The following is a 25,921-nucleotide window of genomic DNA, read 5'->3' on the forward strand; positions in this document are numbered from 1 at the left end:
AGGGGGTCTCCCTGAGTCGTCGTTTGATGGGTGTGCCCATCCTACAGAACGTCGTCTTCCCAGATGCCGCCGAGCTGATGGATCGCGAGCCCGGGAAGGTGCATCTCTCCCGACTCGGCGAGCAGCTCGATGCCGCGCGCACCCTCGGCGGGGAAGGAATAGGAGCTGATCGAGGCCTCCCCGTCCCCGATGAACACCTCCACCGAACCACGGTCAAGGAGGATGCGCAGGGTGAGCTCACCGCCCTCGACGGGGTATGAGCGGTAGCCGAGGTTTCCCGGTCCGGTGGTCCGCCTGTCCACGATCACCCGCGAGCTCTGCGCATCGTAGGCGATGTAGGTGCCGCGGCCGGGGGCGGTGCGGTGCACGATGATCCCCATCCGCTCGGCGGTGGATGCCTCCAGATCGATGCGCAGGGTGATGTCCGCGGTGGGGGCATCATCAACCAGCGGCAGCGTCTGGTTGGTGCCCACCCGGAGTTCGCCGAGATCCCGGCCGCCCCGGCGCAGCCCGTCGAGCTCGGTGATCGGACGGTTGCGCAGCCGCAGCCGGTCATCGAGCCACAGTTCGCGCGGCACCGTGAGCTGACCGAACCACCCGTCCCCGTCAATCTGCGGTGCCGCGGGGATGGTGAAGGAACCCATCCATGCATAGAGGACACGCCGCCCGTCCGGGGTGAGATAGGTCTGCGGGGCGTAGAACTCCGCCCCGAAGTCGGTCATGGCGAAGTCGGTGCGCTGGTTGAATTCGCGGCCCGGTGCCCACTCGCCCACCACGTAGCCGCTGGTGTGGTCGTTGCGGTGGTCATAGCCCCGCTTCCGCAGCCCCATGGGACAGTAGAGCAGCACCCAGGAATCGCCGAGGGGGAAGAAGTCCGGACACTCGAGCATGAACACATCGGGGTCCGGGTCCTCGAAGAGAATGCGGTCGAAGGTCCATTCACGCATGTCCGTGGAGGTGTACATCCAGACCTGGCCGCGTCCCCCGGCGGATGAGGCCCCGAAGATCATGTAGCCGGTGCCCTCGTGGACGAAGACCTTCGGGTCCCGGAAGTGCGGCAGGCCCTCCGGGCAGTCGACGATCATTCCGAGCTTTTCAAAGTGCACGCCGTCCCTGCTCTCCGCCATGCACTGCACCTGGAGGTTGCCCTCGTCCTCATTGACCCCGTTGCGCCAGCGGTGACCGGTGTAATAGGCCAGCAGGGTGCCGTCCGGGCCCTCGATCGCGCTCCCGGAGAAGACGCCATCACGGTCCTCCGCGATGCTCGGGGCCAGCGCGATGGGTTCGCGCCGCCAGGTCAGCATGTCCGCGCTGGACACGTGCCCCCAGTGCATCGGACCCCATTGTTCGCTGCGCGGGTTGTGCTGGAAGAATACATGGTGCCTGCCGTCGAAGTAGCTCAGTCCGTTGGGGTCGTTGATCCACCCTGCCCTCGCCGCAATGTGGAAGGTGGGGTACCACCGGTCATTCCGGGTGGCCCGGAGAATGTCGGCGGCGCGTTCGGCGTCGAGAAGCTGTTGTTTCATGTTGTACTCGCTGTCCTCTGGTCGTGGTGTCAGTGTGTCTGGGATCCGGTGCCCACGGCCCCGGTTGCGGCGACCTCGCGCTCCCTGAGCTGCCTGTCGGTGTAGAAGGGATCACCGAAGACATCCTCGTCATCGCGTTTGAGGATGAAGAATCCGTAGATGCCCGCCACCGCGACGATGCCGGCGATGACCATGAAAGTCGGCTGGTAGCCGAGACTGTCGCGCATGGATCCGAGCACCGGGGAGAGGATCACGTTGCCCACCTGCGCCGAGATCTGAAATCCGACCATGTACAGCGTCGCGGAGAGCATCGGGTTGAAGTGCAGGGTGAAGTAGCGGAACACCGGGAGGATGCAGAGCGCGACCTCGGGGGCGTGGAACATCTTGATGAAGGAGACCGCGACCGGATCGGAGAAGATCGCGCAGCCGCCGATGCGCAGGCACATCACCAGGATGCCGAGCATGAGGGTGTTGCGCACCCCGATTCTGCGCATCAGCAGCGGAACCGCACCCATCATGGCCGCCTCGAGGAAGACCTGCACGGAGTTGAGCACGCCGTAGATCTCCTGCCCCCGTTCCTTGCTCTCAAAGAGACCGGTGTAGAAGTCGGGGAACATCTGCTGATCGAAAACCGTGTAGAAGGTCCAGGTGAAGAGCACGAAGACGATGATCGCCCACAGGTTGCGCATCTTGAGCAGGGCGAGCATCTCGCCGATGCCCGGGGTCCGCTCATCCTCTGTGGTGTGGTTGAGCACCGTGCCCTGGACGGCGGGTGTCTTCCACAGCAGCAGCACCAGCAGGCTGAGCACGCCGAATGCGGAGCCGAACCAGAAGTTGAGGGCGGGGTTGATATTGAAGAGGAATCCGGCGGCGAGCGCGACGAGTGCGTAACCGAAGGATCCCCACATCCGGGCCTGGCCGTATTCGAAGCCGAAGCGCCTGGACAGCCGCTCAGAGAGAGCCTCCAGCAGGCTCGCCGAGGCCATGAATCCCGCGGAGAGGAACACGGCACCGAGGACCACGCCGACCATGAAGCTGCTCTCCAGCAGCGGCCGGTAGACGAAGACGGCGAAGGGGCCTATCAGGCTCTGCACCACCGCGGCCCCGATGACGAGGTTGCGGCGGATGCCCAGTTTGTCCTGCATGGTGCCGTACATGAGCATGATGATCAGGGTGCCGATGGAGTTCACGGAGTAGACCGTGCCCACCTGTGCACCGTTGAGGCCGAGCCCGGAGCTGTCGTTGGTCAGCCAGATCTGGAAGAAGGACCACCAGATTCCCCAGGATGCGAAAAACAGCAGCATAGAGGCGGAGTTCTGGAGGTAGGCGGGATTTCGGAAGGTTGATGCTCCGGATTTGGACCGGGCCGCGGAGGGCGTTCTGGACACTGGATTTCCCCAGCCTTTCAGGTGAGAGGGTTGTTGATCACAAAGTGCTAAAACGTTTTACTAACTTCAAGCTAACAAGTGTGAACGCAGCCGTCCATACCTTCTATTGTGATCTCGGTCACTGCGGGGCGGGTGCGGGACGGATTCCGAACTGTGAGACCATGGACGGGTGGATATTCAAGGAATCCGGGGCAGTCATGGCCGATAAGCGTGCGACGATCGCCGACGTGGCCGCCCGGGCGGGAACGTCCATCACCACCGTCAGCCTCGTCCTGAACAAGCGCAAGGGTTCCCGGATCTCGGAATCCACCGCGCGGCGCATCCACGAGGCTGCGGAGGAACTGAACTACAGTGCGAACCCCACCGCACGCAGCCTGCGCACCAAGAAATCCCGGACCATCGGGTTCATCTCCGACGAGGTCACCGTGACCAGGTACGCCTCCGCGCTGATCCGCGGCTGCATCGATGTCGCCGAAAGGACCGGAAACACCGTCCTGATCAGCGAATGCTCCTTCGGGGCCGATCCGCTCAGCGCCACGATCGAGGCGATGAACACCAGGAACGTCGACGCCCTGGTCTTCGCCCTGATGCGTGCGCACCACATTGAGATCCCCACTCTCCCGGCATCGGTGAACGCGGTGATCCTCAATGGCACCGCAACCGTCGCCCAACCCGGCGAGAACCCCTGGAATCTGCCCAGCGTGCTCCCCGACGAGTTCGAGGCCGGGATCACCGCGGGCCGGAGACTGACCTCCGCGGGCCACCGTCACATCGCCCTGATAGGCAGGGACGACAGGCATGGCGATCCCGCCTTCTCGGTGACCGTCACCGAACGCATGCGCGGACTCGACACCGCCCTGGCCGAGGAGGGGCTCAGGTTCCGCCAGGAGATCCACGACACCGAGTGGGAGCCCGAACTCGGATACCGGGGCGCGATGGAGATTCTCGGTCGAAACAACACCCTTCCCGTGGACGAGAGGATCACAGCGATCGTGGCCGGCAATGACCGCATCGCCTTCGGCGTCTACCAGGCGGCCCAGCGGTGCAACTACTCCATCCCCCGCGAGCTCTCCGTGATCTCCTTCGACAATGAGATCCTCGCCACCTATCTCCGGCCCGGTCTGACCACGCTCGAACTCCCCTACCTCGAGATGGGACTGACCGGCACCTCGCTCATCCTGGAACCGACGACGCTGCGCAGACACAAAAATGACCGCACCTCACTTCTGGTACCCATGCCCCTGATCGAAAGGGAATCAATAGCCCCTCCGCCGACCGGAGTCCGCACGACGCCGACCGGGTGACTACCCTTGATCCCACAACCCCCACCGCGAAGGAGTTCGACCATGCAGGAAGTCAATGTCAACGAGGTTCCCAAGGGCGCACAGATCATCGATGTCAGGGAGCCGGACGAGTTCGCCGAGGTTCACGCCGTCGGAGCGGTGAACATACCGATGTCGGAGTTCACCTCCAGGGTCGGAGAGCTCGACCTGGACCGCGACATCTATCTGATCTGCAAGTCCGGTGGCCGCTCCGGTCAGGTGCGCGAATACCTTGAGCAGCGCGGGATCGATGCCATCAACATCGCCGGCGGCACCTCCGACTGGGTGGCCCAGGGACTGCCCAATTCACGCTCCTAGAAGCGGCGCCACCCTCATGCAAGAGTGGATGAGCAGGGACAACCCCCTCAACTTTTAGTTGGCCCGACCCCATGATTAGCCAGATCAACCTTTAGTGTCTAAGGTTCTAGGCATGGCATCGCATCCGGACATCCCCAGGGATCTTCTAGAATCCCCGAGCTTCCAGCTTGAGCGTCTCCGACGTCGCACCCGCGACGAAGTCGAGTCCCGGCTGACGGAGCTCGGCACCACCATGCGGGAGTACTGGGTGCTCACCTGCCTGACGCACTCCGATGCCGCCAGCCAATCCGCACTCTGCGAGCTGCTGGCCATCGATGCATCGGATATGGTCAGGCTCATTGACGCACTCGAGAATCACGGCTGGGCGAAACGCGCCCGGGATCCCAGGGATCGCCGTCGACAGATCGTCGCCTCAACGAAGAAGGGCAGAACCGCGCAGGAGGAGTTGCTCGCGGTGGTCACCACCGCCGAGGACACCGCGCTCGATGAATCCACATCGAAACAGCTCAAGCACCTTCGGAAACTTGCCTCCGCCATCATTTCCACCGAAGAGGACTAATCATCACCGTGGCACTGACCAATGTTCCCTCCCAGTTCCTCAGGGCGGCCCAGGCACCGCCGAAGCGCACCTTGTGGGACATCCTCGTGGAGGTAGCCTCCACCCACCCCGAAGCCGCCGCCATCGACGACGGCCAGATCCTGACCTACTCGGAACTGATCGACGAGGTTGAAAACCTCGCCGATTCAATGCACGGGCAGGGAATCCGGCGCGGTGACCGCGTCGGCATCCGCATGCCCTCCGGCAGCCGCGACCTCTACATCGCCATTTTGGCAACCCTGGCCGCGGGGGCGGCCTATGTCCCCGTCGACGCCGACGACCCCGAGGAACGCGCCGAGATGGTCTTCGGGGAGGCGGGCATCAACGCGCTTTTCGACGCCCACGGCTTCCACATGATCAGGGCCACACCGGGCGGCGACATCCGCGCACCGCGGCTCAACGACACCGCCTGGATCATCTTCACCTCTGGATCCACGGGAAAGCCCAAGGGCGTGGCGGTCTCGCACCGCTCGGCCGCCGCCTTCGTCGATTCCGAGGCACGGAAGTTTCTGGTCGACCATCCCCAGGGTCCGCTCGGCCCCGAGGACCGCGTGCTCGCCGGGCTCTCGGTCGCCTTCGACGCCTCCTGTGAGGAAATGTGGCTGGCCTGGGGACACGGCGCCTGCCTCGTTCCCGCTCCGCGCTCGCTCGTCCGCTCCGGCATGGATCTCGGCCCCTGGCTGATCCGACGCGACATCTCCGTGGTCTCGACGGTTCCCACCCTCGCCGGACTCTGGCCCGCGGAGGCGCTGGCGCAGGTGCGCCTGCTCATCGTCGGTGGCGAGGCCTGCTCACAGGAACTCGTCGAGCGGCTGTCCACCGATGACCGCGAGGTGTGGAACACCTACGGCCCCACCGAGGCGACCGTCGTCGCCTGCGCAACCAGGCTCTACCCGGGCAGACCGGTGGGCATCGGCCTGCCGTTGGATGGCTGGGACCTCGTTGTCGTCGATGCCGCAGGCGACCCCGTGGCCATCGGTGAGGTCGGCGAACTCGTCATCGGCGGCGTCGGCCTGGCCCGCTACCTCGATCCGGAGAAGGACCGTGAGAAGTACGCGCCGCTGCCCAGCGTCGGCTGGCACCGCGCCTACCGATCCGGCGACCACGTCCGTCTCGAGGAGGACGGACTCTACTTCGTCGGGCGTGTCGACGACCAGGTCAAGATCGGCGGCCGCCGCATCGAGCTCGGCGAGGTCGATGCCGGCGTTGCCGCCCTTCCCAACGTCCGCTCCTCCGCCGTGGTGGTGCAGACGACTGGCGCCGATCAGAAGGTCCTTGTCGCCTATGTGTCACTGGAGGATCCGGAGCAGGGTTTCGATCATGATCAGGCGGCCGCCCGTCTGAGTGACTCGATGCCCGCGGCCCTCGTGCCCCGGATCCACGTCATGGATGACCTGCCCGTGACCACCTCCGGCAAGGTGGACAAGAAGTCCCTGCCCTGGCCGCTGCCCGGAACCACCGTCGAGGCCGAGGGCCTAAGCGACACCGAGGCCTGGATCGCGTCGATGTGGGTCGATGTGCTCGGCACATCCGTGACCAGCCGCGACTCAGATTTCTTCTCCCTCGGCGGCACCTCGCTGGCCGCCGCCACCCTGGTGGGCAGGATCCGCGAGAAGGTCCCCTCCGTAGCGGTGCGCGACCTCTATGATCACCCGCGCCTGGAGAAGCTGGCCGAACGCGTGGAACACATCGCCTCCGAGACGGGAGTCTCCCTGACCGACTCCACCCCGGTGGTCAGCAGGGATGTCACCCCGGTGTCCGCCGGGACCCGGATCGTCCAGTCACTGATCCAGATTCCGATCATGACGCTGCAGGCCGCACAGTGGATCGCGTGGCTGGCCCTTGGCAACAACATTCTGGCATCGCTGGGCTTCGACTGGGCCCGGCCGATCAGCTGGTGGCTGGTCATGGCGATGGTCCTGATCTTCGCCACCCCCCTGGGCCGCCTCCCCATCGGCGGTTGGGGTGCGCGTCTGATAACCGCCGGAATCACGGCCGGAGACTACCCGCGGGGCGGTTCGACGCATCTGCGCGTCTGGGCCGCGGAGAGGCTCGCCGACGCCTCGGGATCACGTAACATCTCCGGGGCGACCTGGGTGAACTACTACGCCCGCGCACTCGGGGTGACCATGGGCAAGGGCGTGGATCTGCACTCCCTGCCACCGGTGACCGGCATGCTCAGGCTGGGTGACCACTGTTCCATCGAGCAGGAGGTAGATCTGCGCGGCTACTGGCTCGACGGGGACATCCTGCACCTGGGGGGAATCGAGATCGGCAAGAGCGCCCGCGTCGGCGCCCGGTCCACCCTCATGCCGGGCACGAGGATCGGTGACGGCGCCCACCTGCAGCCCGGTTCCACCGTCACCGGCGACAGGAACATCAAGCCGGGTTCACGCTGGGCGGGTTCCCCTGCCCAGAAGGTGGGTCGTGCCAAGCACCGTTTCCCCGATGCACATCCGCCGCGTCGTTCGCGCTGGGTGCCCATCTTCGGGGCGACGTCGATCATCCTGTCGCTGCTGCCGCTGGCCGCTCTCGGCGCGGGTGCGGCCCTGACGCTGTGGCTGTCCCACCTGACCACCCTGCCGATCGTGTGGGCGGTGCTCCTGTTCTCCCCGCTGGGCGCGCTGCTCGCCTTCGCCACCTACATGGTGTCGATCTGGATCCTCGTGCGCCTGCTCAGCATCGGTGTCCGGGGCGCGATCACCCCGGTTCGCTCCAGGCTCGGTTGGCAGGTCTGGGCGATCGAACGACTCATGGACGATGCCAGGACTTACCTCTTCCCGCTCTACGCCTCGCAGCTGACCCCGCTGTGGCTGCGCAGCCTGGGGGCGAGGATCGGTAAGGATGTGGAGATCTCAACGGCCGTGATGGTGCCCAAGCTCGCCGACATCCGCGAGGGCGCCTTCCTGGCCGATGACACCCTGATCGGCGGATACGAACTGGGCAACGGCTGGCTGCTGACCGGTGAGACGCGGATCGGTAAGCGGTCCTTCCTCGGAAACTCAGGTATCGCCGGACCCGAGCGCAAGTTGGGCAAGAACTCCCTGGTTGCGGTGCTGTCCTCGACCCCGAAGAAGGCGAAGGCCAGCTCCAACTGGTGGGGCTCGCCGCCGGAGCGGATGCGCCGGGTGACCATAGAGGTCGATGAGGGTGAGGCCAAGACCTACAACCCGGGCGTGGGAGTCAAGATCGCCCGTGGACTGGTGGAGACCGCACGTCTGCTCGCACCCATGTCCTCCGGGGTGCTGGCTGCCCTGACGCTGATCATCCTGCAGTATCTCACGGTGTCGGTCGGCCTGTGGTTCGCCTGGCTGCTCGGCGGTTTCGTCCTCATGGCCGTGGGCGCCGCGGCCATGCTGCTGACCGTCGTGGTGAAGTGGGTGTGCGTCGGCAAGCACCGGCCCGGCGACCATCCCCTCTGGTCCTGGTTCGTGTGGCTCAATGAGCTTCAGGATGCCTTCGTCGAGTCCGTTGCCGGCCCCTGGTACCTCGTGCCCAATCTCGGCACCGGGTGGATCAACCTGGGGTTGCGGGCGCTTGGCGCGAAAATCGGCCGCGGGGCGTGGATCGAGAGCTACTGGTTCCCGGAGACCGATCTCTGCCGGGTCGGGGCCGGTGCCACGGTCGGTGCCGGCACGGTGGTTCAGACCCACCTCTTCCAGGATCGCGTGATGAGCCTGGACACGGTGACCATCGCCGCCGGCGCCACGCTCGGGGACCACAGTGTGGCACTTCCGGCAGCGCTTATCGACGCCTCCGCCACCATCGGACCAGGTTCCCTGGTCATGCGCGGCGATCGCGTTCCGGCCCATACCAGGTGGCAGGGAAACCCCATCGAACCCTGGCTCAGCACCTAGGGCGTGTCTTGCAAATGAATTCTGTGGGAGCTGAGATCGTGGAGGTATGTCTCGATTCCAGCTCCTCTCAGACGACCAATGGACACTGATTGCTGATTTGTTGCCTGGTCCCACGGGCAAGAAGGGCCGCCCGTTCGCCGACGCCCGACTGATGGTCGAGGGGATCATTTACCGGTATCGATGCGGGATCGCGTGGCGAGACCTTCCTGATGCTTTCGGGCCTTGGCAAACGGTCTGGGCGTGGCATAGGCGCATGGCCGACGATGGTGTCTGGGATCGGGCGCAAGCGCGTCTGCACGAGTACGCAGACCACCAGGGCCTGCTCGACTGGTCGGTATCGGTGGATTCCACGATCGCTCGTGCGCATCAGCACGCGACCAACACCAAACGCGTAAAAAAGGGCTATATCGAATTACAAGAATCCGCTGACCGAGCCGCCTGACCACGCAGTCGGCCGTTCTCGGGGCGGCTTGTCAACGAAAACACATCAGCTCGTCGATGGGCGCGGCCTGCCGCTGGTGACGATTTGCTCAGCGGGACAAGATGGTGACTCGCCGATGTTCATCCCGCTCATGGAACAAGTGCGGGTCGGCCGTCGCACCAGGCCCGATGCCGCGCTCTGCGACAAGGCGTACTCCTCGCGGGCGAACCGGGCGTACTTGCGCAGGCGTGGCATCGAAGCGGTGATCCCCGAACCTCGTGATCAGCAGGGGCATCGGAAGCGGCGCGGCATGCAGGGTGGCAGGCCTGCGAAGTTTGATGCGGAGAAGTATCGGGGAAGGAACGTGATCGAGCGTGGCTATTGCCGGTTGAAACAGTGGCGAGGACTCGCGACTCGGTATGACAAGCTCGCGATCGTGTACCGGGCCGCAGTTGTCCTCAACGGAGTGATCGCGTGGCTCAACCTTTTACAAGACACGCCCTAGATGTACTGACCCGGAGCGTTGTTGACGTAGGAGAGACCTCCGTAGTCGAGTTGGAGCTGTCTAGGTTCTCAACTCGATCCCACGGAGGTCTCTCGTGTCCCACGTTAATGCCCGGCTGACTCCGGCTGGCAGGTTGATCATGGTCCAGCGCATCCAGTCGGGTCGTGCGGTCGCGCATGTCGCGGCGGAAATGGGTATCTCGCGCACGACGGCGTGGCGGTGGTGGCGCCGGTTCCGGGAACACGGCCCGGCAGGTTTGCAGGATCGTTCGAGCGTGGCCCGCTCGCACCCGCATCGCACGGGCGTGTGTGTGGAGACGCGGGTGCGGATCATGCGTCACCTCACACGTCGCGGTCCGGTGTTCATCGCGGGCAAGCTCGGCCTGCATGCCTCAACGGTGGGGCGTGTGCTGCGCCGCCACCACGTCCCGCTGCTACGGGAGCTGGACCCAGTCACCGGGGCCGTGATCCGCGCGACCCGCCGATCCGCGCGACGCTACGAGCACGACCATCCAGGCTTACTGATCCACATCGATGTGAAGAAACTCGGCCGCATCCCTGATGGCGGCGGGTGGCGTCTGCACGGCCGCGGCGAACGCCCGAAACGCAAGCGCGGCCTCGGCTACGACTACGTCCACACCGTCATCGACGACCACTCCCGTCTCGCCTACGCGGAGATCCATGACGACGAGAAAGGCACGACAGCGGCCGGGGTTCTCGAACGCGCGATCGCGTTCTACGCAGCCCTCGGGGTCACGGTCGAACGGGTGATCAGTGACAACGCGTTCGCCTACCGCCACTCGACCGCATTCCGGGACGTGATCAACGCGCACGGCATCGGGCAGAAGTTCATCAAACCCCACTGCCCCTGGACGAACGGGAAAGTCGAGAGACTAAAACCGCACCATCGCGACCGAGTGGGCCTATGCGAGACCCTGGACCTCCAACGAGGACCGAACCGCCGGCTTGACGACCTGGCTCGACTACTACAATCTAGACAGAGCCCACCTCGGCATCGGAGGCAAGACCCCCATCGACCGAATCAACAACGGTCGAGGTCAGTACACCTAGATGGCGCCGGCGCGGATCACGGCGAACCGCCGGTCCATCCGCGCCCGCATCGTCTGCCCCCAGCGGCCCGTCGGCATCTCCTGTGCCAGCGGCCCCTGGGCCCTGCTGCTCATCTCGACGTTGCAGGGCCCGATCCACCTGACGTCACCGAGGCAGTCCATCGTCGCACGGAACCGGCCGTCGGATTTCATGTTGTGGTGGTGCCGGCACAACGCCTGGAGATTCCACGCGACTGTGGGGCCGCCCTGCTGGAAGGGAATCACATGGTCGATGTCGCACAGATCCGCCGACACCGTGCAGCCCGGGTGCCTGCAGGTTGCGTCCCTGGCGATGACATAGGCCCTCAGCACCGGACTCGGGGTGTAGCCACTCTCGATCCTGGTGGCCACCTCATCGAGGGGAACGGTCCTTTCCACCATGCCGCCGAGCCGCTGTGAATCCTGCCGACTCAGGTACCCCACCTGCGGCATCCAGGAAACCCCGCCTGTCAACGGGGTGTAGACGTACTGCACGACCCTGATCGGCGCCCTGGTGTCAAGAAACTCCCGGAGAGCCTCGACCAGACTCTTCTTCCCCTTGCTGATTTTTTCCAGTGCGGAGTGGAATCGCCTGCCCTCGACCCCGGAGAGCAGTCCCCGAATCTCGGTGAAACCATCCTCGTGGCGGAAGCTCAGAAACTCCTCCGTTCCGGATCCGCGGGTACGGCGCGTGACCGTGCCCGGCTCGAGCTCCTTAATCCACATGGTGATCAAGCGGGCGATGACGCCCGCCTCGGGGAGAAGCTCCCCACGGCTTCGGGGGGTGAGGCGATCGACCAGGCGGGCATCGAGAATCTCCCAATGAGCGGGGTCCGCCTGTGCGACCGCCTCCATGATCCGCGCCAGGAAGGCGATGGACAGGAAGTAGTGATTCTCCTGCACGAGCCGCAGCCGGGGCAGGTTGTCCATGGCCTCCATGGCGGTGACGGCTTGCCTGATGGAGTGGGGGGACTGGCCGGTGATGCGTTTGAGTTCCACGATCAGCGAGTCCGCGTCCTGGCTGTCCCTGTTGACCAGGAGCATGGCCCAGCGCTGGTGGATGAGCATGGTGAATTCGAAGTTGTTGGCGGATTCCGGGTTGTCCGGATCCTGATGGGAGTAGAACACGGTGTTCGTCATCCTCGGTAGCCTTTCCGTGTAGAAGGAGTCACGGTCAATGCTAAGTCGAACACCTGATCTACAACAGCGCGCGGAGGCGGGGCTGTGGACAACCTACTCACGGGGCGTAGTTATCCACAGAATCCGGGCAAAACAATAGACCCCCGGCGCGCCCGGGGGCCTATTGTGCTCAGCTGCGATTAATCACCGATCTGGTCGCGGCCGCGGAGCACGATCCGCGAATCCGGCGTACCCACCAGCTCGTAGTCCTTGTCGGTGTAGTCAAACTTCGACAGCACATAGCGCATGGCGTTGATGCGTGCGCGCTTCTTGTCATTCGACTTGATGGTGATCCACGGGGACTCATCGGTGTCGGTGTAGCGGAACTGCTCCTCTTTGGCGCGGGTGTAGTCATCCCACTTGTCCAGGGATGCCAGGTCCATCGGGGAGAGCTTCCACTGGCGCACCGGGTCCACCTGGCGGATCGCGAAGCGGGTCCGCTGCTCCTTTCTGGTGACCGAGAACCAGAACTTGGTCAGCGAGATTCCCGAACCCAGAAGCATGTTCTCCAGCATCGGAACCTCACGGAGGAACTCCGCATGCTGCGATTCGGTGCAGAATCCCATGACCCGCTCCACGCCGGAGCGGTTGTACCAGGAGCGATCGAAGAAGACGATCTCACCGGCCGCCGGGAAGTGCTCGATATAGCGTTGGAAGTACCAGGAGGTGGACTCACGCGGACTCGGCTTCTCCAGCGCGACGGTGCGGGCACCACGGGGGTTGAGGTGCTCGTTGAAGCGCTTGATGGTGCCACCCTTACCCGCTGCATCGCGACCCTCGAAGAGGATGATGTGACGCTGACCCGTCTCCTTGGTCCAGTTCTGCCATTTCAGCAACTCGATCTGGAGAGCGCGCTTGATCTTCTCGTATTCATCACGGGAGATGCGCTCATCGTAGGGGTAGGTTTCGCGCCAGGTCTCAATCGGGGTACCGTCCGGGCGCAGAAGTACCGGATCATCCTCATCGGAATCATCGACAACGTAACCTTCAATTTGAGCGAGGTCGATGACGGGGAGATCATTCTCAGTGGTATCAGCCATGAAGTGGATTCTACTCACGTTGCCTGCTTCAGGCGCGCTAAGAGCACAGTTCCTAGCGCGAGATGCGAAACTGCATAGGAAATGCCCCCACCCATAGGGGCGAGGGCATTCACCATCACCTACCGCGAGGGCCAGAAGCGGATCTAGACCAGACCCAACAGCTCTGCGACGGCGTCGGCCCAATCAGCAGCGGAACCCAGCAGATCGAAGATGCTTCCGATGATGCCTTCGTTGGAAAGTGCGGTCCAGTTTTCGAGGAAATCGTTCATAGTTACTCCTTGGTAAAAGATGTGATGGGAGGATCAAGCAGGGTGACAGCCAGGCCGTCAGGACGCCTTGCCCTTAGGAAGAGAAAGCCTTGAAAGCGGTGCTGGTGACCTCGAGGCCACCCTTGGCGCCACTGACGAACTCGACAATCTCCTTGAGCAGACCGGGAATACCCTGGACTGCGGTGCCGATATTGGAGCCGAAGGTGGCGAAGTCAGCGAAGGCGCTCTGGATGAGGGAAAGATCCATATTGATATCTCCTTGAAAGGACCAGCAAAGGGGGCTGGCGATTGTTTTCGATTGCTGACGTCCCCTAGGCACGCCACCGCATCGGTACTCAAGAGTTCTCCGCACCTCCACCTAGGGATCAGCCGTGACGGGTGCGGAACAGGATCGATACCTGTCCTTCTAACGATATTGGTCAACCTAACGGTAGTCAAGCAACGGCACCCAGCCCAGGCCTCCTGGACTGAAAAACATCAAGAAACACGGGGGACTACAACGCAAAAAGCCCCCGCCCGAGAAGGGAGGGAGCATTCACAGTTGATGCCTCAAGGGCAGCGACTGAATTAGACCAGCTTCAGCAGCTTGGCAACGGCGTCGGCCCACTTGCCTGCGCTTTCGAGCAGGGTGAAGACGGCCTCGACGATTCCGGTGGAGGACAGGGTGGACCAGTCATTGAGAAATTCCATTTTTACTCCTTATGAGAAAAGTATGAGAAAGGCGGGGGATTCAGAAACTACTTGGAAGAACCAAGGTTGCTGCTGGTGAGTGCGACGTCACCCTTGGCATCCTTGACGAATGAAACGATCTCGAGCAGCAGCTTGGGAATGCCACCGAGTGCCTTGCCAATGTTGGTGCCGAAGGTGGCGAAGTCAGCGAGGGTGCTCTGGATGAGGGAAAGATCCATATTGATTTCTCCTTGAGAGGACCAGCAAAGGGGCTGGTGAAGGTTTCCAATTGCTGACGTCCTCAGGACGTCACTACAATATTGAACCATACTTTCAGCGCCCGTCAACAGGAAAGCCAAACATCTCTCAGCTCGCATGAGACGTCGGTTTATTGCCCGCGCAAAATTTTTAAGGCGAAATGAAGGACCCTGAACAGGGGTTATTCTCAGGCAGGAGAATTTCTACAATAATTTTTGTGGAAGTTTGTGACCTTCGCGTAACAAGAATGACTCAGTCGTCGATTAGAGCCAGGATCACGGTCAGACCGAGCGACGCATACACCAATTCGGGGGTATTTGCCCTGATTCTTACACCTTCCGCACCCGGCGGCGCGGCAGGTGCGCATGGACGCGGGCGTCGATAAGCATGCAAACGTCCCCTGCACCCACCGTGGAGGGTGCAGGGGACGTCTATATATAAGGTGTGGAACGGGGCCTAGAATCCGCCCATTCCGCCCATCTCGTCAGCGCCCGGGACTGCCGGTGCTGCGGGCTGGGGCTTGTCGGCAACGACTGCCTCGGTGGTCAGGAACAGAGCTGCGATGGATGCCGCGTTCTGCAGAGCGGAACGGGTCACCTTCACCGGATCGTTGATGCCGGCCTCGAGGAGGTTGACGTACTCGCCCGTTGCGGCGTTCAGGCCCTGGCCTGCGGGCAGCTGGGAGACCTTGTCGGCGACGACGCCGGGCTCCAGGCCCGCGTTGGCGGCGATCTGCTTCAGCGGTGCGTTGAGCGCCTCGCGCACGATGCGGACGCCGGTTGCCTCGTCGCCACTGAGCTCGAGGTCACCCTCGAGGACATGCGCGGCGTGGGTGAGAGCGACGCCACCGCCGGCGACGATGCCCTCTTCAACGGCTGCCTTTGCGTTGCGCACTGCATCCTCGATACGGTGCTTGCGCTCCTTGAGCTCAACCTCGGTGGCGGCACCGACCTTGAGCACTGCAACGCCGCCGGCCAGCTTGGCCAGACGCTCGTTGAGCTTCTCACGGTCGTAGTCGGAGTCGGAGTTCTCGATTTCGACGCGGATCTGGTTGACACGCCCCTCGATCTGCTCCTGGGAACCCGCACCATCGACGATGGTGGTGTCATCCTTGGTCACGACAACCTTGCGTGCCTGGCCGAGCAGCGGAAGATCGGCGGTCTCGAGCGAGAGCCCGACCTCCTCGGAGATGACCTGGCCACCGGTGAGGATGGCGATGTCCTGCAGCTGCGCCTTACGACGGTCACCGAAGCCGGGGGCCTTGACCGCCACGGACTTGAAGGTGCCACGGATCTTGTTGACCACCAGCGTGGACAGGGCCTCGCCCTCGACGTCCTCGGCGATGATCAGCAGGGGCTTGCCGGACTGCATGATCTTCTCCAGCAGCGGAAGCAGGTCCTTGATGTTGGAGATCTTGCCGGAGACCAGGAGGATGTAGGGATCCTCGAGGACGGCCTCCAGGCGCTCGGCGTCGGTGGCGAAGTAGCCGGAGATGTAGCCCTTGTCAAAGCGCATACCCTCGGTGACCTCGAGCTCAACGCCGAAGGTGTTGGACTCCTCGACGGTGATGACGGAATCCTTGTTCAGCTTTCCGCCGCCCACGGCGTACATCGCCTTGGCGATCTGCTTGCCGATGGCCGGATCGGCGGCCGAGATACCTGCGGTAGCGGCGATCTGCTCCTCGGTCTCGACCTCCTTGGCGGAATCGAGCAGCTGCTCGGTGACCTTGGCCACGGCCTTCTCGATGCCGCGCTTGATGCCCATCGGGTTGGAACCCGCGGCAACGTTGCGCAGGCCCTCCTTGACCAGTGCCTGTGCGAGCACGGTGGCGGTGGTGGTGCCGTCACCGGCGACATCGTCGGTCTTCTTGGCTACTTCCTTGACCAGCTCTGCGCCGATCTTCTCGTACGGGTCCTCCAGCTCGATCTCACGGGCGATGGTCACGCCATCGTTGGTGATCGTCGGTGCGCCCCAGGACTTCTCCAGGACAACGTTGCGACCCTTGGGGCCGAGGGTGACCTTGACGGCGTCAGCCAGGACGTTTAGACCCTTTTCAAGGCCACGGCGTGCTTCCTCATCAAAGGCGATGATCTTTGCCATGTGTTTGTGCTCCTCATTGATTACAGGACGACACTCACGTCTTCCACCCGGCAGGCGCCCGCGACGGCACGGTTAGTGAGTGTGGACCAACCTCACCCGCCAAGCAGTTTCATGATCATTTATTGGCACTCATACGAGTTAAGTGCTAAGTCCGTTTTAGCAGTCGGAGCATGAGAGTGCAAGATGTGGGGGCCGTTGCTTTCAGGTTCACCTGGGCTTTCCCAGACCATGTTCGCCAGCGGCTAACAGTTCAGGGAGAATTCACGGCGGGTTCACAATGTTTCACCGATATATATATAAGGTGGACAGGCATGACTCAACCACGCAATGCCCAGGACATCAAAAATCACATCGAGGGCCAGCGTGATCAGATCTTCACGCAGCTCAGGCAGATCGTCTCCTTCAATTCGGTGCACAGCGACCCCTCGCTGATCGACGCCTACACCGGCGCCGCCGGCTGGGTGCGCGGGGCACTGACCGATGCCGGCCTCACCGTGACCGAGCACCCCGCCGGTGACGGCACCACCAACTTCATCGGCACCAGGACGGGCTCCCCCGACGCCCCGACGGTACTGCTCTACAGCCATTTCGACGTGGTCCCGGCCGGCGATCCCTCGTTGTGGAGCGCCGATCCCTTCACCCTGACCGAGCGCGAGACCGAGCACGGCGTGCGCTGGTACGGTCGCGGTGCGGCTGACTGCAAGGGAAACCTGGTCATGCACCTGGCCGCCCTGCGTGCCGTCGACGCCGCGGGCGGCACCCCGCTGAACCTCATCTACGTCGTCGAGGGGTCCGAGGAGATGGGCGGAAGCGCCCTCAACGCCCTGATCCATGAGCAACCCGAGCTTTTCGACGCCGATGTCCTCCTCATCGCCGACAGCGGGAACACCGCCGCGGGCACGCCGACGCTGACCACCACCCTGCGTGGCGGCGGCCAGATCACCGTCACCGTAAACACCCTCCACGCCGCCGTGCATTCCGGACAGTACGGCGGGGCCGCACCCGACGCGGTCGCTTCCCTGGTGCGCATCCTCGATTCGCTGCGGGATGAGCACGGGCGCACCACCATCGACGGCGTGGATTCCTCCGCCGTCTGGGAGGGTGCACCCTATGACCCGCAGGCCTTCCGCACGGATGCCGGCATTCTCGACGGCGTGGAGATAATGGGCGCGGGCGAGAATCCCGGTACCCTGCTCTGGGCGCGTCCGGCGGTCACGGTCACCGGCTTCACCTCGACCCCGGTTGCCGAGGCCCTCAACGCGGTCCCGGCCACCGCCTCGGCGAAGCTGAACCTGCGGGTGCCCTCGGGACTGGACTCCAACGATGTTGCAGCGAAGCTCAAGCAGCATCTGATCGATCATGCGCCCTGGGGCGCTAAGGTCAGTGTCGTCGTCGACGACATCAACCAGCCCTTCTCCACCGATGTCACCGGCCCCGCACTGTCCGCGCTCGCGGAGTGCCTGTCGGCGGCCTACGGCGACCGCCCCACCGTCACCACCGGCAGCGGCGGCTCCATTCCGCTGTGCACCGAGCTGACCGAGCTCAACCCCGCAGCCGAACTGGCCCTCTACGGGGTCGAGGAACCGCTGTCGGTGATCCACTCCGCGGATGAATCAGTAGATCCGCATGAGATCAGGGACATCGCCACAGCGGAGGCATTGTTCCTGCTCAACTACCCGGGTTAGGCACCGCGCCGTTGGCGACATTCGCACCAGTACCCCCGAATGGAGGTACTGGCTTTTTATGTTCGTGACATGGCTTGATCGTCCATGTGACGGTGGTTACTATGAGCCTCGTGACTAAAACCATTGACCTTAAGCGAGTAGCCGAGGCTACGTACCCTGCTGCGGGATCTTAGGACTGACTCCCCGCATCAGGGGAGTAGTCGTTAATCACCACCGTAAAGCTTAAGAGTCGGTCCTCCACCTAACAGGATCTTTCACAGCACATCTTTTTTCACTAAAGAGATCCGCTCATTCCGCCCGACGCAAAGGACCGTGTCAATGTCTATCTCCACCCGCAACCGTCGTTCCACCATCACCGAGTTCCGCACCGGAACCCCCGCCCCCATCCAGTCCGAGCCGCGGATCTACGCCGACGATCCCTTCCGCGCCCGGTTCGGACACCAGCTGCCCCGTGGCCTGCGCGAAGAGGCCCGCGGCATGGAATGGCGCACCTTCGCCAACACCTATGCACCCACCGGCAACCTGCGCATCGCCCAGCTGGAATCCACCGCCCGCCGCGGCGGCATGTTCCACTTCACCGCTGCCATGATTTCCACCACCGGTTCCGAGCGGAACACCGACAGCACCGAGATCACCGCCACCGGCCCGATCTCCGCCTGCACCAACCTGCTGGCGGACGCGGGACGCCGGATCGAGATCCTCGAGTTCCACCAGTTCGACATCTTCGAGGCCACCGTCACCTTCATCTACGCCGGGAACAACAACCGGCACGCCTGGGCCATGGGCTTCGGCGGAACCACCGAGCAGTCGGCCGCCGCGGCCATGAGCTCCGCCGCCCACCTGATCTACGGGTAGAGGCTCGGATAGCAAGCTCCTAAAAGTACATAACAAGGGGTAAGCCACGGGGGTGCCACAGGCATCCCCGTGGCCCTTTTTCCGAACAAAAAGTTTCATCCCCGATCCATCACCCTCTGACCTGCGGAAATGCCACGCACATGTGCGGAGCCGCCTCCAATATATACTGCCTTCCGCAGGATTCCGTTGGTGGCTCCCACGATCGGCAGGTAGACTGCCCCTGTATTGGCCACGCCTATGGACGTCGCCTGAGCATGGGTGTTTCTCAGTTTCTCACTTCGTGGATCTTCGACGTGCGTTGTCTCGCTGGGGCCGCACACAGGTGGACGGCGCTGTCCTTTCAAAGGGGCCGTGGCTACGTTAGAGGTTCATAACACGTAAAGGGGACTTGGAGAAAACGTGCTGACTCTACTTCTCGCCCTAACTGCCGCGGCAGTTCTGGCCCCGCTTCTCATAGCCACCCTCGGACGTTCCGCGTTCCTGCTCCTGGCGCTGGTGCCCGCGGGAGGTTTCTTCTGGGTCGTCACCGAGTTCCTCAACGGCCGCTTCAGCGAAGGCGGCCGGCTCCACGCCCACTATGAGTGGATGCCCTCGGCCCATCTCGACATCGACATGCGCATGGATTCCCTGTCCGCACTGTTCTCCCTGATCATTCTCGGCGTGGGCGCCCTGGTGCTGGTCTACTGTCACGGCTACTTCGATTCCAACCCCGGCAGGCTCAGCGCCTTCGGTGGTCAGCTCGTCGCCTTCGCCATGGCGATGTACGGTCTGGTGATCTCGGACAACATCCTGCTGATGTACGTGTTCTGGGAACTGACCTCGGTGCTGTCCTTCCTGCTGGTCGGATACTACGGCGAGCGCGCATCCTCCCGCCGTTCGGCGGCGCAGGCCCTGATGGTGACCACACTCGGCGGACTCGCCATGCTGGTGGGCATCATCCTGATCGGGACCGAGACCGGGGTGTGGACCTTCTCCGATCTCGCCGCGTACCCCGGAAACTGGGCGGAGGTACCATTCATCGGTGTCGGAGCGGTGCTCATTCTCGCCGGCGCACTGTCCAAATCGGCCATCGCACCCATGCACTTCTGGCTTCCCGGGGCGATGGCGGCACCGACCCCGGTTTCCGCGTACCTGCACTCCGCCGCCATGGTCAAGGCCGGCATCTATCTGGTCGCACGCCTGGCGCCGGACTTCAATGTCATTCCCGCCTGGTATCTGACCATCGTCCCGCTCGGTATGCTCACCATGATCATGGGTGGCTGGATGGCACTGCGCCAGAAGGATCTCAAACTGATTCTCGCCTATGGAACGGTGTCCCAGCTCGGCTTCATCATCTCCGTGATGGGAATCGGAAGCCGGGAGGCCATGCTCGCCGGCCTGGCGCTGACCTTCGGGCACTCACTGTTCAAGGCCACCCTGTTCATGACGGTCGGGGCCATCGACCACACCACGGGTACCCGTGACATCCGCGAACTCTCCGGGCTGGGACGCAGGCAGCCGCTCATCCTCGCACTCGCCGCCATCTCCGCCGCCTCGATGGCGGGTATCCCTCCGCTGTTCGGGTTCATAGCCAAGGAGACCGCAATCGACGCGATCCTGCACGAGGAGCTGCTTCACGGCATGCCAGGCACCCTCATGCTCGGCGGTATCGTCCTCGGTTCGATCCTCACCATGGCGTACTCGTGCTACTTCCTCTACGGCGCCTTCGCCACCAAACCGCAGACCCATCCCAGCCAGGGCGGGATCTCAGCCGCCGTCGAGCAGATGCACCACATCTCCCTGAAACTGTGGATCGCACCCTTCATCCTCACCTGCATGACCGTGGTGTTCGGCCTCTACCCCTCACCGATGTCCGCCCTCCTGCTCAGCCATCTCGATGCGATCCTCCCGCAGACCGCTGGGGAGTACCCCACCTATCTGGCGCTGTGGCACGGGTTCAACGTCCCGCTGCTGCTCTCGGTGATCATCATCATTTCGGGATTCCTGCTCTACCTGAAGCTTCCCCTCGTGCTGAGGTACCAGCCGAGGGCCGCCGCCCTCGGCAGCGCCGAAACAGCCTACGATGCGGTACTGGACTACCTCCGGTACATCTCCCTGCGCCTGACCGCATCGACCCAGCGCGGTTCACTGACCCTGAACGTCGGCGTCATCTTCCTGGCACTCGCGGTCGTTCCGATCATCGCACTGGTCACCGGGGAACGCAATGCCGTGCGCATGGAACTGTGGGACACCCCCTTCCAGGCACTGGCGGCCGTGATCATCATCCTCGCCGCGATAACGGCCACCCAGATGAACAACCGTCTCTCCGCCCTGATCCTGGTCGGCGTGACCGGCTACGGCATCGCGGTGATCTTCGCCCTGCAGGGCGCCCCGGATCTGGCCCTTACCCAGACCCTGGTGGAGACAGTGACCATGGTGGTGTTCATGCTGGTGCTGCGCAAAATGCCCACCGAGGTCACCTGGCGCGCCGACCCGAAGAACTCCCGCCTGCGGGCCTGGTTGGCCGCCGCCGTGGGAATCACCGTGGTGGTGGTGACGATTTTCGCCATGAACGCCCGCAGCACCCTTCCGATCTCTACCTACATGCAGGACCTGGCCTATGAAATCGGCCACGGCGCCAACACCGTCAATGTTCTGCTGGTGGATCTGCGTGGCTTCGACACCTTCGGTGAAATCTCCGTTCTGGTGGTCGCCGCGACCGGAATCGCCTCACTGGTGTACCGCAATCGCAGCTTCCGGAGGGATTCCCGGCGGCCGACGCTTGCCACGAGCGGGCGCAGGTGGCTGGCCGCCTCGGTGGACAATGAGCGCGCCCAGAACCGCTCCCTGATGGTCGATGTGGCAACCCGCATCCTCTTCCCGTCCATGATCCTGCTGTCGATCTACTTCTTCTTCGTCGGGCACAACTCCCCCGGCGGTGGCTTCGCCGGCGGACTCGTCGCCGCCCTGGCATTCGCGCTGCGTTACCTCGCCGGGGGCCGCGACGAGCTCGAGGAGGCACTGCCCATCGACGCCGGACGCATCCTCGGCACCGGACTTATCGCCTCGGCCGCCGCGATCCTGTGGCCAATGATCATCGGCGAACCTCCACTGACCTCGCACATCCTCGATCTCACTCTGCCCCTGATCGGCGATGTGCACGTGGCATCCGCGCTGTTGTTCGATCTGGGTGTCTATCTCATCGTGATCGGACTGGTCATGCACATCCTGCACAGCCTCGGCGGCCAGCTCGACCGCGATGAGGAGATGCGTAAGCAGCGTGCACGCGATCGGGCACGCCGTCTGGCCAGGACGACGCGCCGCAAGCAGCCGGTCATGTCCGCCAGCTCCTCAACCTCCACCAAGGACGGGAGATCCACACCGCGTCCGCTGCCGTCGATCAGACCCCCCGGCGCCAGCGGCGGGGAGACGATAGGCGAGAACGAAGAGAACAACCGCGAAGGCAGGGAGAGATAGATGGTGGCCAACCTTTTCCTTCTGCTCGCAGCGGGTGGCCTCATCGCCTCCGGCGTCTACCTCCTGCTCGACCGCGCGATGACCAAGATGATCATGGGTCTCATGCTCATTGGAAACGGCGCGAACCTGCTGATCCTCGCCTCCGGGGGCGCGGCCGGCTCCCCGCCGATCCGCGGTCGTGAGAGCGAAATCTACGGCGACAGGATCGCCGATCCGCTCGCCCAGGCGATGATCCTGACCGCCATCGTGATCTCCATGGCGATGACGGCGTTCATGCTGTCGCTCGCCTACCGCCAGTACCGCTACAGAACCGAGGACTTCATTGAAGATGACACCGAGGATGTCGCCATCTCCGTGCGCCCCGCTGTTGCATCGGCAGCTCCCGACCACGATGCCTCCGACGATCCGGAGACCGGCCGTATGACCTCCGAGGGCGATGAGTTCGGCCCGCAGTCCTTCGAGGCACCGCTGAAGGGAGCGGAGGATGACTAGCCCCCTCTATGACTCGGTCCTGCCCCTGCTTCCGTACATGGTCCCGCTTCCGGTGATCCTGCCCGCGGTGGCGGCGGCGCTGACCCTGGTGCTGTCCAAGTACCTGCATGCGCAGCGCACGATCGCGATGATCACCCTGCTCTTCCTGATCGGGCTCAACGCCACCATGCTCTTCCTGGTTGATCGCGAGGGGATCCAGACCATCCAGATGGGCGGATGGGACGCCCCCATCGGCATCACCCTTGTCGCGGACAGGCTTTCGGTGTCCATGCTCACGGTGTCCTCCATCGTGCTCTTCTCGGTGATGTGGTACGCGATCAGCCAGGGTATCCGAGACGGCGGCAAGGATGAACCGGTGGCGGTGTTCCTGCCCACCTACCTCCTGCTGTCCATGGGTGTGAACCTGGCCTTCCTCGCCGGTGACCTCTTCAACCTCTACGTCGGATTTGAGGTGCTCCTTGTCGCCTCCTATGTGCTACTGACCCTCGGGGCCTCGCCCGCCCGGGTGCGTGCCGGCGTCGGCTACGTCATGGTCTCCATGGCCTCGTCCATGGTGTTCCTCTTCGGCCTCGCGATGGTCTACGCCTCGGTGGGCACCCTGAACATGGCGCACATCGGCCTGCGCATGGAGGACGTTGCCTCCGGGACACGCTCGGCGATCTTCGCGGTGCTGCTCATCGCCTTCGGCATCAAGGCTGCCGTCTTCCCCCTGGATTCCTGGTTGCCCGACTCCTACCCCACCGCACCCTCCCTGGTCACCGCGGTCTTCGCCGGCCTACTGACCAAGGTCGGCGTCTATGCCATCATCCGTACCCGTTCGGTGATCTTCACCGACGGATCCATGGACACCATGCTGATGTGGGTGGCGCTGGCGACCATGATCGTGGGCATTCTCGGTGCCATGGCACAGAACGACATCAAGCGTCTGCTGTCCTTCACCCTCGTCAGCCACATCGGCTACATGATCTTCGGGGTCGCCCTGGGGTCGGCCGCCGGGCTGTCGGGGGCGATCTTCTACGCCATCCACCACATTCTGGTGCAGACCTCCCTCTTCCTCGTGGTGGGTCTGATTGAACGCCAGGTCGGGTCCTCCTCGCTGCGGCGTTTGGGTTCCCTGGCCTACCTCTCCCCGGTGCTGGCACTGCTGTACTTCATTCCCGCCATCAACCTCGGTGGTATCCCGCCGTTCTCCGGGTTCCTGGGCAAGATCATCCTCCTGGAGGCCGGCGCCGAGGACGGAACGTGGCTGGCGTGGGTGCTCATCGCCGGTGCGGTGATCACCTCCCTGCTGACCCTCTACACCATGGTCCTGGTGTGGTCGAAGGCGTTCTGGCGCGATCGCAAGGATGCCCCGGACGGCGCCACCGTCCTGGCCAGGCCGGCCCCCCTCGTCGACGTGCGCGACGAGGTGGCGGTGAAAGACCGCGACGATGTCGGGCGGATGCCTGTGGGCATGGTCGTCTCGACCTCGGTGCTCGTCTTCGCCTCCCTCGCCGTGTCCGTGCTCGCCGGGCCGCTGTCCTCCATCACCGGCCGCGCCGCGGAATCCGCCCAGGATGTCAGCATCTACCGCTCCGCCGTGCTCGGCCCCAACTTCGAGGAACCGGGGCGCACGCTGGACATGGAGCGTTACGACGCCAACCGTGACGATTACGATCACCGTAACGACTCGGAGCTCGGCGGTGGCGGCGTTGCCACCACAGTTGAAGAGGAGGTCAATCCGTGATCGCTGGTTTCAGGCGCCGCCTGCGCCCCCTGTTCGTCCTGTGGCTCACCGCCATGTGGGTGATGCTGATGGGCGAGTTCAGCTGGGCCAACTTCATCGCGGGTTTCCTCGTCGCCATGGCAGTGGTGCTGTTCCTGCCCATGCCGGCGATGCCGGTGGTCAACATCTCCATCCGCTGGGGTGCGCTGCTGGCCCTGATCATCGAATGGCTGTGGGACCTGTGCAAGGCCTCGGTGAAGGTGGCCTGGCTGGCGCTGCGCCCCGCCGATCCGCCGAAGACGGCGATCCTGCAGGTGCCCATGCGCGTCCAGAACGATCTCATCCTCGCCCTCGCCACGGTGTTGTACAACCTGCAGCCGGGCGGCACGGTCTCCGACATCGATATCGCCAACCGCATGTGGACCATCCACGTTCTCGACGCGGACACACCGGAGGATATCGACCGCGAGATCGGCAACGTCTCCCGGCTCGAGGCCAAACTCATCCACGTCTTTGAAAGGAGGTAGGCCCAAGATCATGGATCACACCCTGTACACCAGCATCCTCACCGTCGCCGCACTTTTCTTCTGCCTGTCGTTCCTGTTCACCACCTACCAGATTCTGGTGGGGCCGAACTCCATCGACCGGCTCCTCGGCCTGGACGGCACCGTGTCCATGATCCAGTGCGCACTGGCAACGTACATCTGCTGGTCACTGGATACGACGGTCTCCAATGCCATGATCGTGGTCGCCCTGCTCGGCTTCATCAGCTCGGTATCCGTCGCCCGCTTCAGAAAGAGGGATGGTGCCTGATGAACATCCAGCTGATCACCGACATCATCTCACTGGTGCTGATCATGTGCGGGGCCCTGCTCTCCTTCTCCGCCGCGGTGGGTCTGATCCGCTTCCGCGACACCATGTCGCGCGTGCACGCGATCACCAAACCGCAGACCACGGGGCTGATCCTCACCGTCCTCGGCGCGCTCATCCGGATCCTGGGCCACGATGAATTCGATGTCGCCCAGCGCGGCGACATGGGAATCCTCGTGCTCCTCGTCCTCTTCGCCCTGCTGACCAGCCCGGTCACGGCGCAGCGCGTCGGCCGTGTGTCCCGCCGCGAGGGCCTCTACGGCGACCGGGACGGCCTCACGCGTAACGACGCCCCCGCCGAGCGCGGGGTGCGGAAGTAGC

Annotated in this window: 23 protein-coding genes and 1 pseudogene; 15 read left to right on the forward strand and 9 right to left on the reverse strand. The window is 63.7% G+C overall.

Annotated features, from left to right (window positions below; all coding sequences use genetic code 11):
- Positions 1-41 precede the first annotated feature (41 nt).
- The gene (locus B7E02_RS13275; RefSeq protein WP_080796737.1) at positions 42-1,526 is read right to left on the reverse strand and encodes a glycoside hydrolase family 32 protein; all 1,485 of its coding nucleotides are present in this window, start codon (positions 1,524-1,526) and stop codon (positions 42-44) included.
- A 29-nt stretch (positions 1,527-1,555) separates the two neighbouring features.
- Positions 1,556-2,914: an MFS transporter gene (locus B7E02_RS13280; RefSeq protein WP_245802279.1), complete on the reverse strand. Its 1,359-nt coding sequence runs from the start codon at positions 2,912-2,914 to the stop codon at positions 1,556-1,558.
- Between the two features lie 197 nt (positions 2,915-3,111).
- Here B7E02_RS13280 and B7E02_RS13285 point away from each other — a divergent pair, with 197 nt between their 5' ends.
- The 7 genes and pseudogenes from B7E02_RS13285 to B7E02_RS13315 all read left to right on the forward strand — a co-directional run bounded on the left by B7E02_RS13285 (position 3,112) and on the right by B7E02_RS13315 (position 11,005).
- Positions 3,112-4,218, forward strand: a complete 1,107-nt coding sequence (locus B7E02_RS13285; RefSeq protein WP_179129729.1) for a LacI family DNA-binding transcriptional regulator — start codon at positions 3,112-3,114, stop codon at positions 4,216-4,218.
- Between the two features lie 42 nt (positions 4,219-4,260).
- Complete coding sequence (locus B7E02_RS13290; RefSeq protein WP_080796739.1) at positions 4,261-4,554, forward strand: rhodanese-like domain-containing protein; 294 nt, start codon at positions 4,261-4,263, stop codon at positions 4,552-4,554.
- Positions 4,555-4,666: 112 nt separating this feature from the next.
- Complete coding sequence (locus tag B7E02_RS13295; RefSeq protein ID WP_080796740.1) at positions 4,667-5,113, forward strand: MarR family winged helix-turn-helix transcriptional regulator; 447 nt, start codon at positions 4,667-4,669, stop codon at positions 5,111-5,113.
- Positions 5,114-5,121: 8 nt separating this feature from the next.
- Complete coding sequence (locus B7E02_RS13300) at positions 5,122-9,009, forward strand: Pls/PosA family non-ribosomal peptide synthetase (protein ID WP_080796741.1); 3,888 nt, start codon at positions 5,122-5,124, stop codon at positions 9,007-9,009.
- 46 nt (positions 9,010-9,055) lie between these two features.
- Entirely contained in the window at positions 9,056-9,451 is a 396-nt protein-coding gene (locus B7E02_RS14825) for an IS5 family transposase (RefSeq protein ID WP_080795378.1), read from the forward strand.
- Positions 9,435-9,935, forward strand: a complete 501-nt coding sequence (locus B7E02_RS14830) for an IS5 family transposase (RefSeq protein ID WP_218672379.1) — start codon at positions 9,435-9,437, stop codon at positions 9,933-9,935. The genes B7E02_RS14825 and B7E02_RS14830 overlap by 17 nt, the downstream gene beginning before the upstream one ends.
- 94 nt (positions 9,936-10,029) lie before the next feature.
- Positions 10,030-11,005: pseudogene (locus B7E02_RS13315) on the forward strand (IS481 family transposase).
- On the opposite strand, the gene B7E02_RS13320 reads toward B7E02_RS13315, so the two are convergent.
- From B7E02_RS13320 to groL, 7 genes are all read right to left on the reverse strand, one after another.
- Positions 11,002-12,162, reverse strand: a complete 1,161-nt coding sequence (locus tag B7E02_RS13320; protein ID WP_080796742.1) for an HNH endonuclease signature motif containing protein — start codon at positions 12,160-12,162, stop codon at positions 11,002-11,004. The pseudogene B7E02_RS13315 and the gene B7E02_RS13320 sit on opposite strands and share 4 nt — an antisense overlap.
- A gap of 179 nt (positions 12,163-12,341) precedes the next feature.
- A complete protein-coding gene (gene ppk2 / locus B7E02_RS13325) occupies positions 12,342-13,241 on the reverse strand; it encodes a polyphosphate kinase 2 (protein ID WP_080796743.1) in 900 nt (299 codons plus the stop codon).
- A gap of 143 nt (positions 13,242-13,384) precedes the next feature.
- Positions 13,385-13,510, reverse strand: a complete 126-nt coding sequence (locus B7E02_RS14420; RefSeq protein ID WP_179129730.1) for a PorA family porin — start codon at positions 13,508-13,510, stop codon at positions 13,385-13,387.
- 73 nt (positions 13,511-13,583) lie between these two features.
- Entirely contained in the window at positions 13,584-13,757 is a 174-nt protein-coding gene (locus B7E02_RS14425) for a PorH family porin (protein ID WP_179129731.1), read from the reverse strand.
- Between the two features lie 320 nt (positions 13,758-14,077).
- Positions 14,078-14,200, reverse strand: a complete 123-nt coding sequence (locus tag B7E02_RS14525) for a porin (RefSeq protein ID WP_218672393.1) — start codon at positions 14,198-14,200, stop codon at positions 14,078-14,080.
- A 47-nt stretch (positions 14,201-14,247) separates the two neighbouring features.
- Positions 14,248-14,418, reverse strand: a complete 171-nt coding sequence (locus B7E02_RS14430; RefSeq protein ID WP_179129732.1) for a PorH family porin — start codon at positions 14,416-14,418, stop codon at positions 14,248-14,250.
- A gap of 475 nt (positions 14,419-14,893) precedes the next feature.
- Positions 14,894-16,537 (reverse strand): chaperonin GroEL, encoded by a 1,644-nt coding sequence (groL, locus tag B7E02_RS13330; RefSeq protein ID WP_080796744.1) that lies wholly within the window; start codon positions 16,535-16,537, stop codon positions 14,894-14,896.
- A 311-nt stretch (positions 16,538-16,848) separates the two neighbouring features.
- Between groL and B7E02_RS13335 the strand changes: the two genes are divergently transcribed.
- From B7E02_RS13335 to B7E02_RS13375, 8 genes are all read left to right on the forward strand, one after another.
- Complete coding sequence (locus B7E02_RS13335) at positions 16,849-18,222, forward strand: dipeptidase (RefSeq protein ID WP_080796745.1); 1,374 nt, start codon at positions 16,849-16,851, stop codon at positions 18,220-18,222.
- A gap of 318 nt (positions 18,223-18,540) precedes the next feature.
- Positions 18,541-19,077 (forward strand): acetyl-CoA acetyltransferase, encoded by a 537-nt coding sequence (locus B7E02_RS13345; RefSeq protein ID WP_080796746.1) that lies wholly within the window; start codon positions 18,541-18,543, stop codon positions 19,075-19,077.
- Positions 19,078-19,476: 399 nt separating this feature from the next.
- A complete protein-coding gene (locus tag B7E02_RS13350) occupies positions 19,477-22,533 on the forward strand; it encodes a Na+/H+ antiporter subunit A (RefSeq protein WP_080796747.1) in 3,057 nt (1,018 codons plus the stop codon).
- Positions 22,534-23,025 (forward strand): Na(+)/H(+) antiporter subunit C, encoded by a 492-nt coding sequence (locus B7E02_RS13355; protein WP_080796748.1) that lies wholly within the window; start codon positions 22,534-22,536, stop codon positions 23,023-23,025. It begins immediately after the preceding gene.
- The gene (locus B7E02_RS13360) at positions 23,018-24,751 is read left to right on the forward strand and encodes a Na+/H+ antiporter subunit D (protein ID WP_080796749.1); all 1,734 of its coding nucleotides are present in this window, start codon (positions 23,018-23,020) and stop codon (positions 24,749-24,751) included. Before B7E02_RS13355 ends, B7E02_RS13360 begins: the two co-directional genes overlap by 8 nt.
- Positions 24,748-25,257 carry a Na+/H+ antiporter subunit E gene (locus tag B7E02_RS13365; protein WP_080796750.1) on the forward strand — a complete coding sequence of 170 codons (510 nt, stop codon included), beginning with the start codon at positions 24,748-24,750 and terminating at the stop codon, positions 25,255-25,257. Before B7E02_RS13360 ends, B7E02_RS13365 begins: the two co-directional genes overlap by 4 nt.
- A gap of 10 nt (positions 25,258-25,267) precedes the next feature.
- Positions 25,268-25,543 carry a monovalent cation/H+ antiporter complex subunit F gene (locus B7E02_RS13370; RefSeq protein ID WP_080796751.1) on the forward strand — a complete coding sequence of 92 codons (276 nt, stop codon included), beginning with the start codon at positions 25,268-25,270 and terminating at the stop codon, positions 25,541-25,543.
- Complete coding sequence (locus tag B7E02_RS13375) at positions 25,543-25,920, forward strand: monovalent cation/H(+) antiporter subunit G (protein WP_080796752.1); 378 nt, start codon at positions 25,543-25,545, stop codon at positions 25,918-25,920. The genes B7E02_RS13370 and B7E02_RS13375 overlap by 1 nt, the downstream gene beginning before the upstream one ends.
- The last annotated feature ends 1 nt before the right edge of the window (position 25,921 follow it).

Source organism: Corynebacterium pacaense, from assembly GCF_900169525.1.
In the GTDB taxonomy this organism is placed as follows: Bacteria; Actinomycetota; Actinomycetes; order Mycobacteriales; family Mycobacteriaceae; genus Corynebacterium; species Corynebacterium pacaense.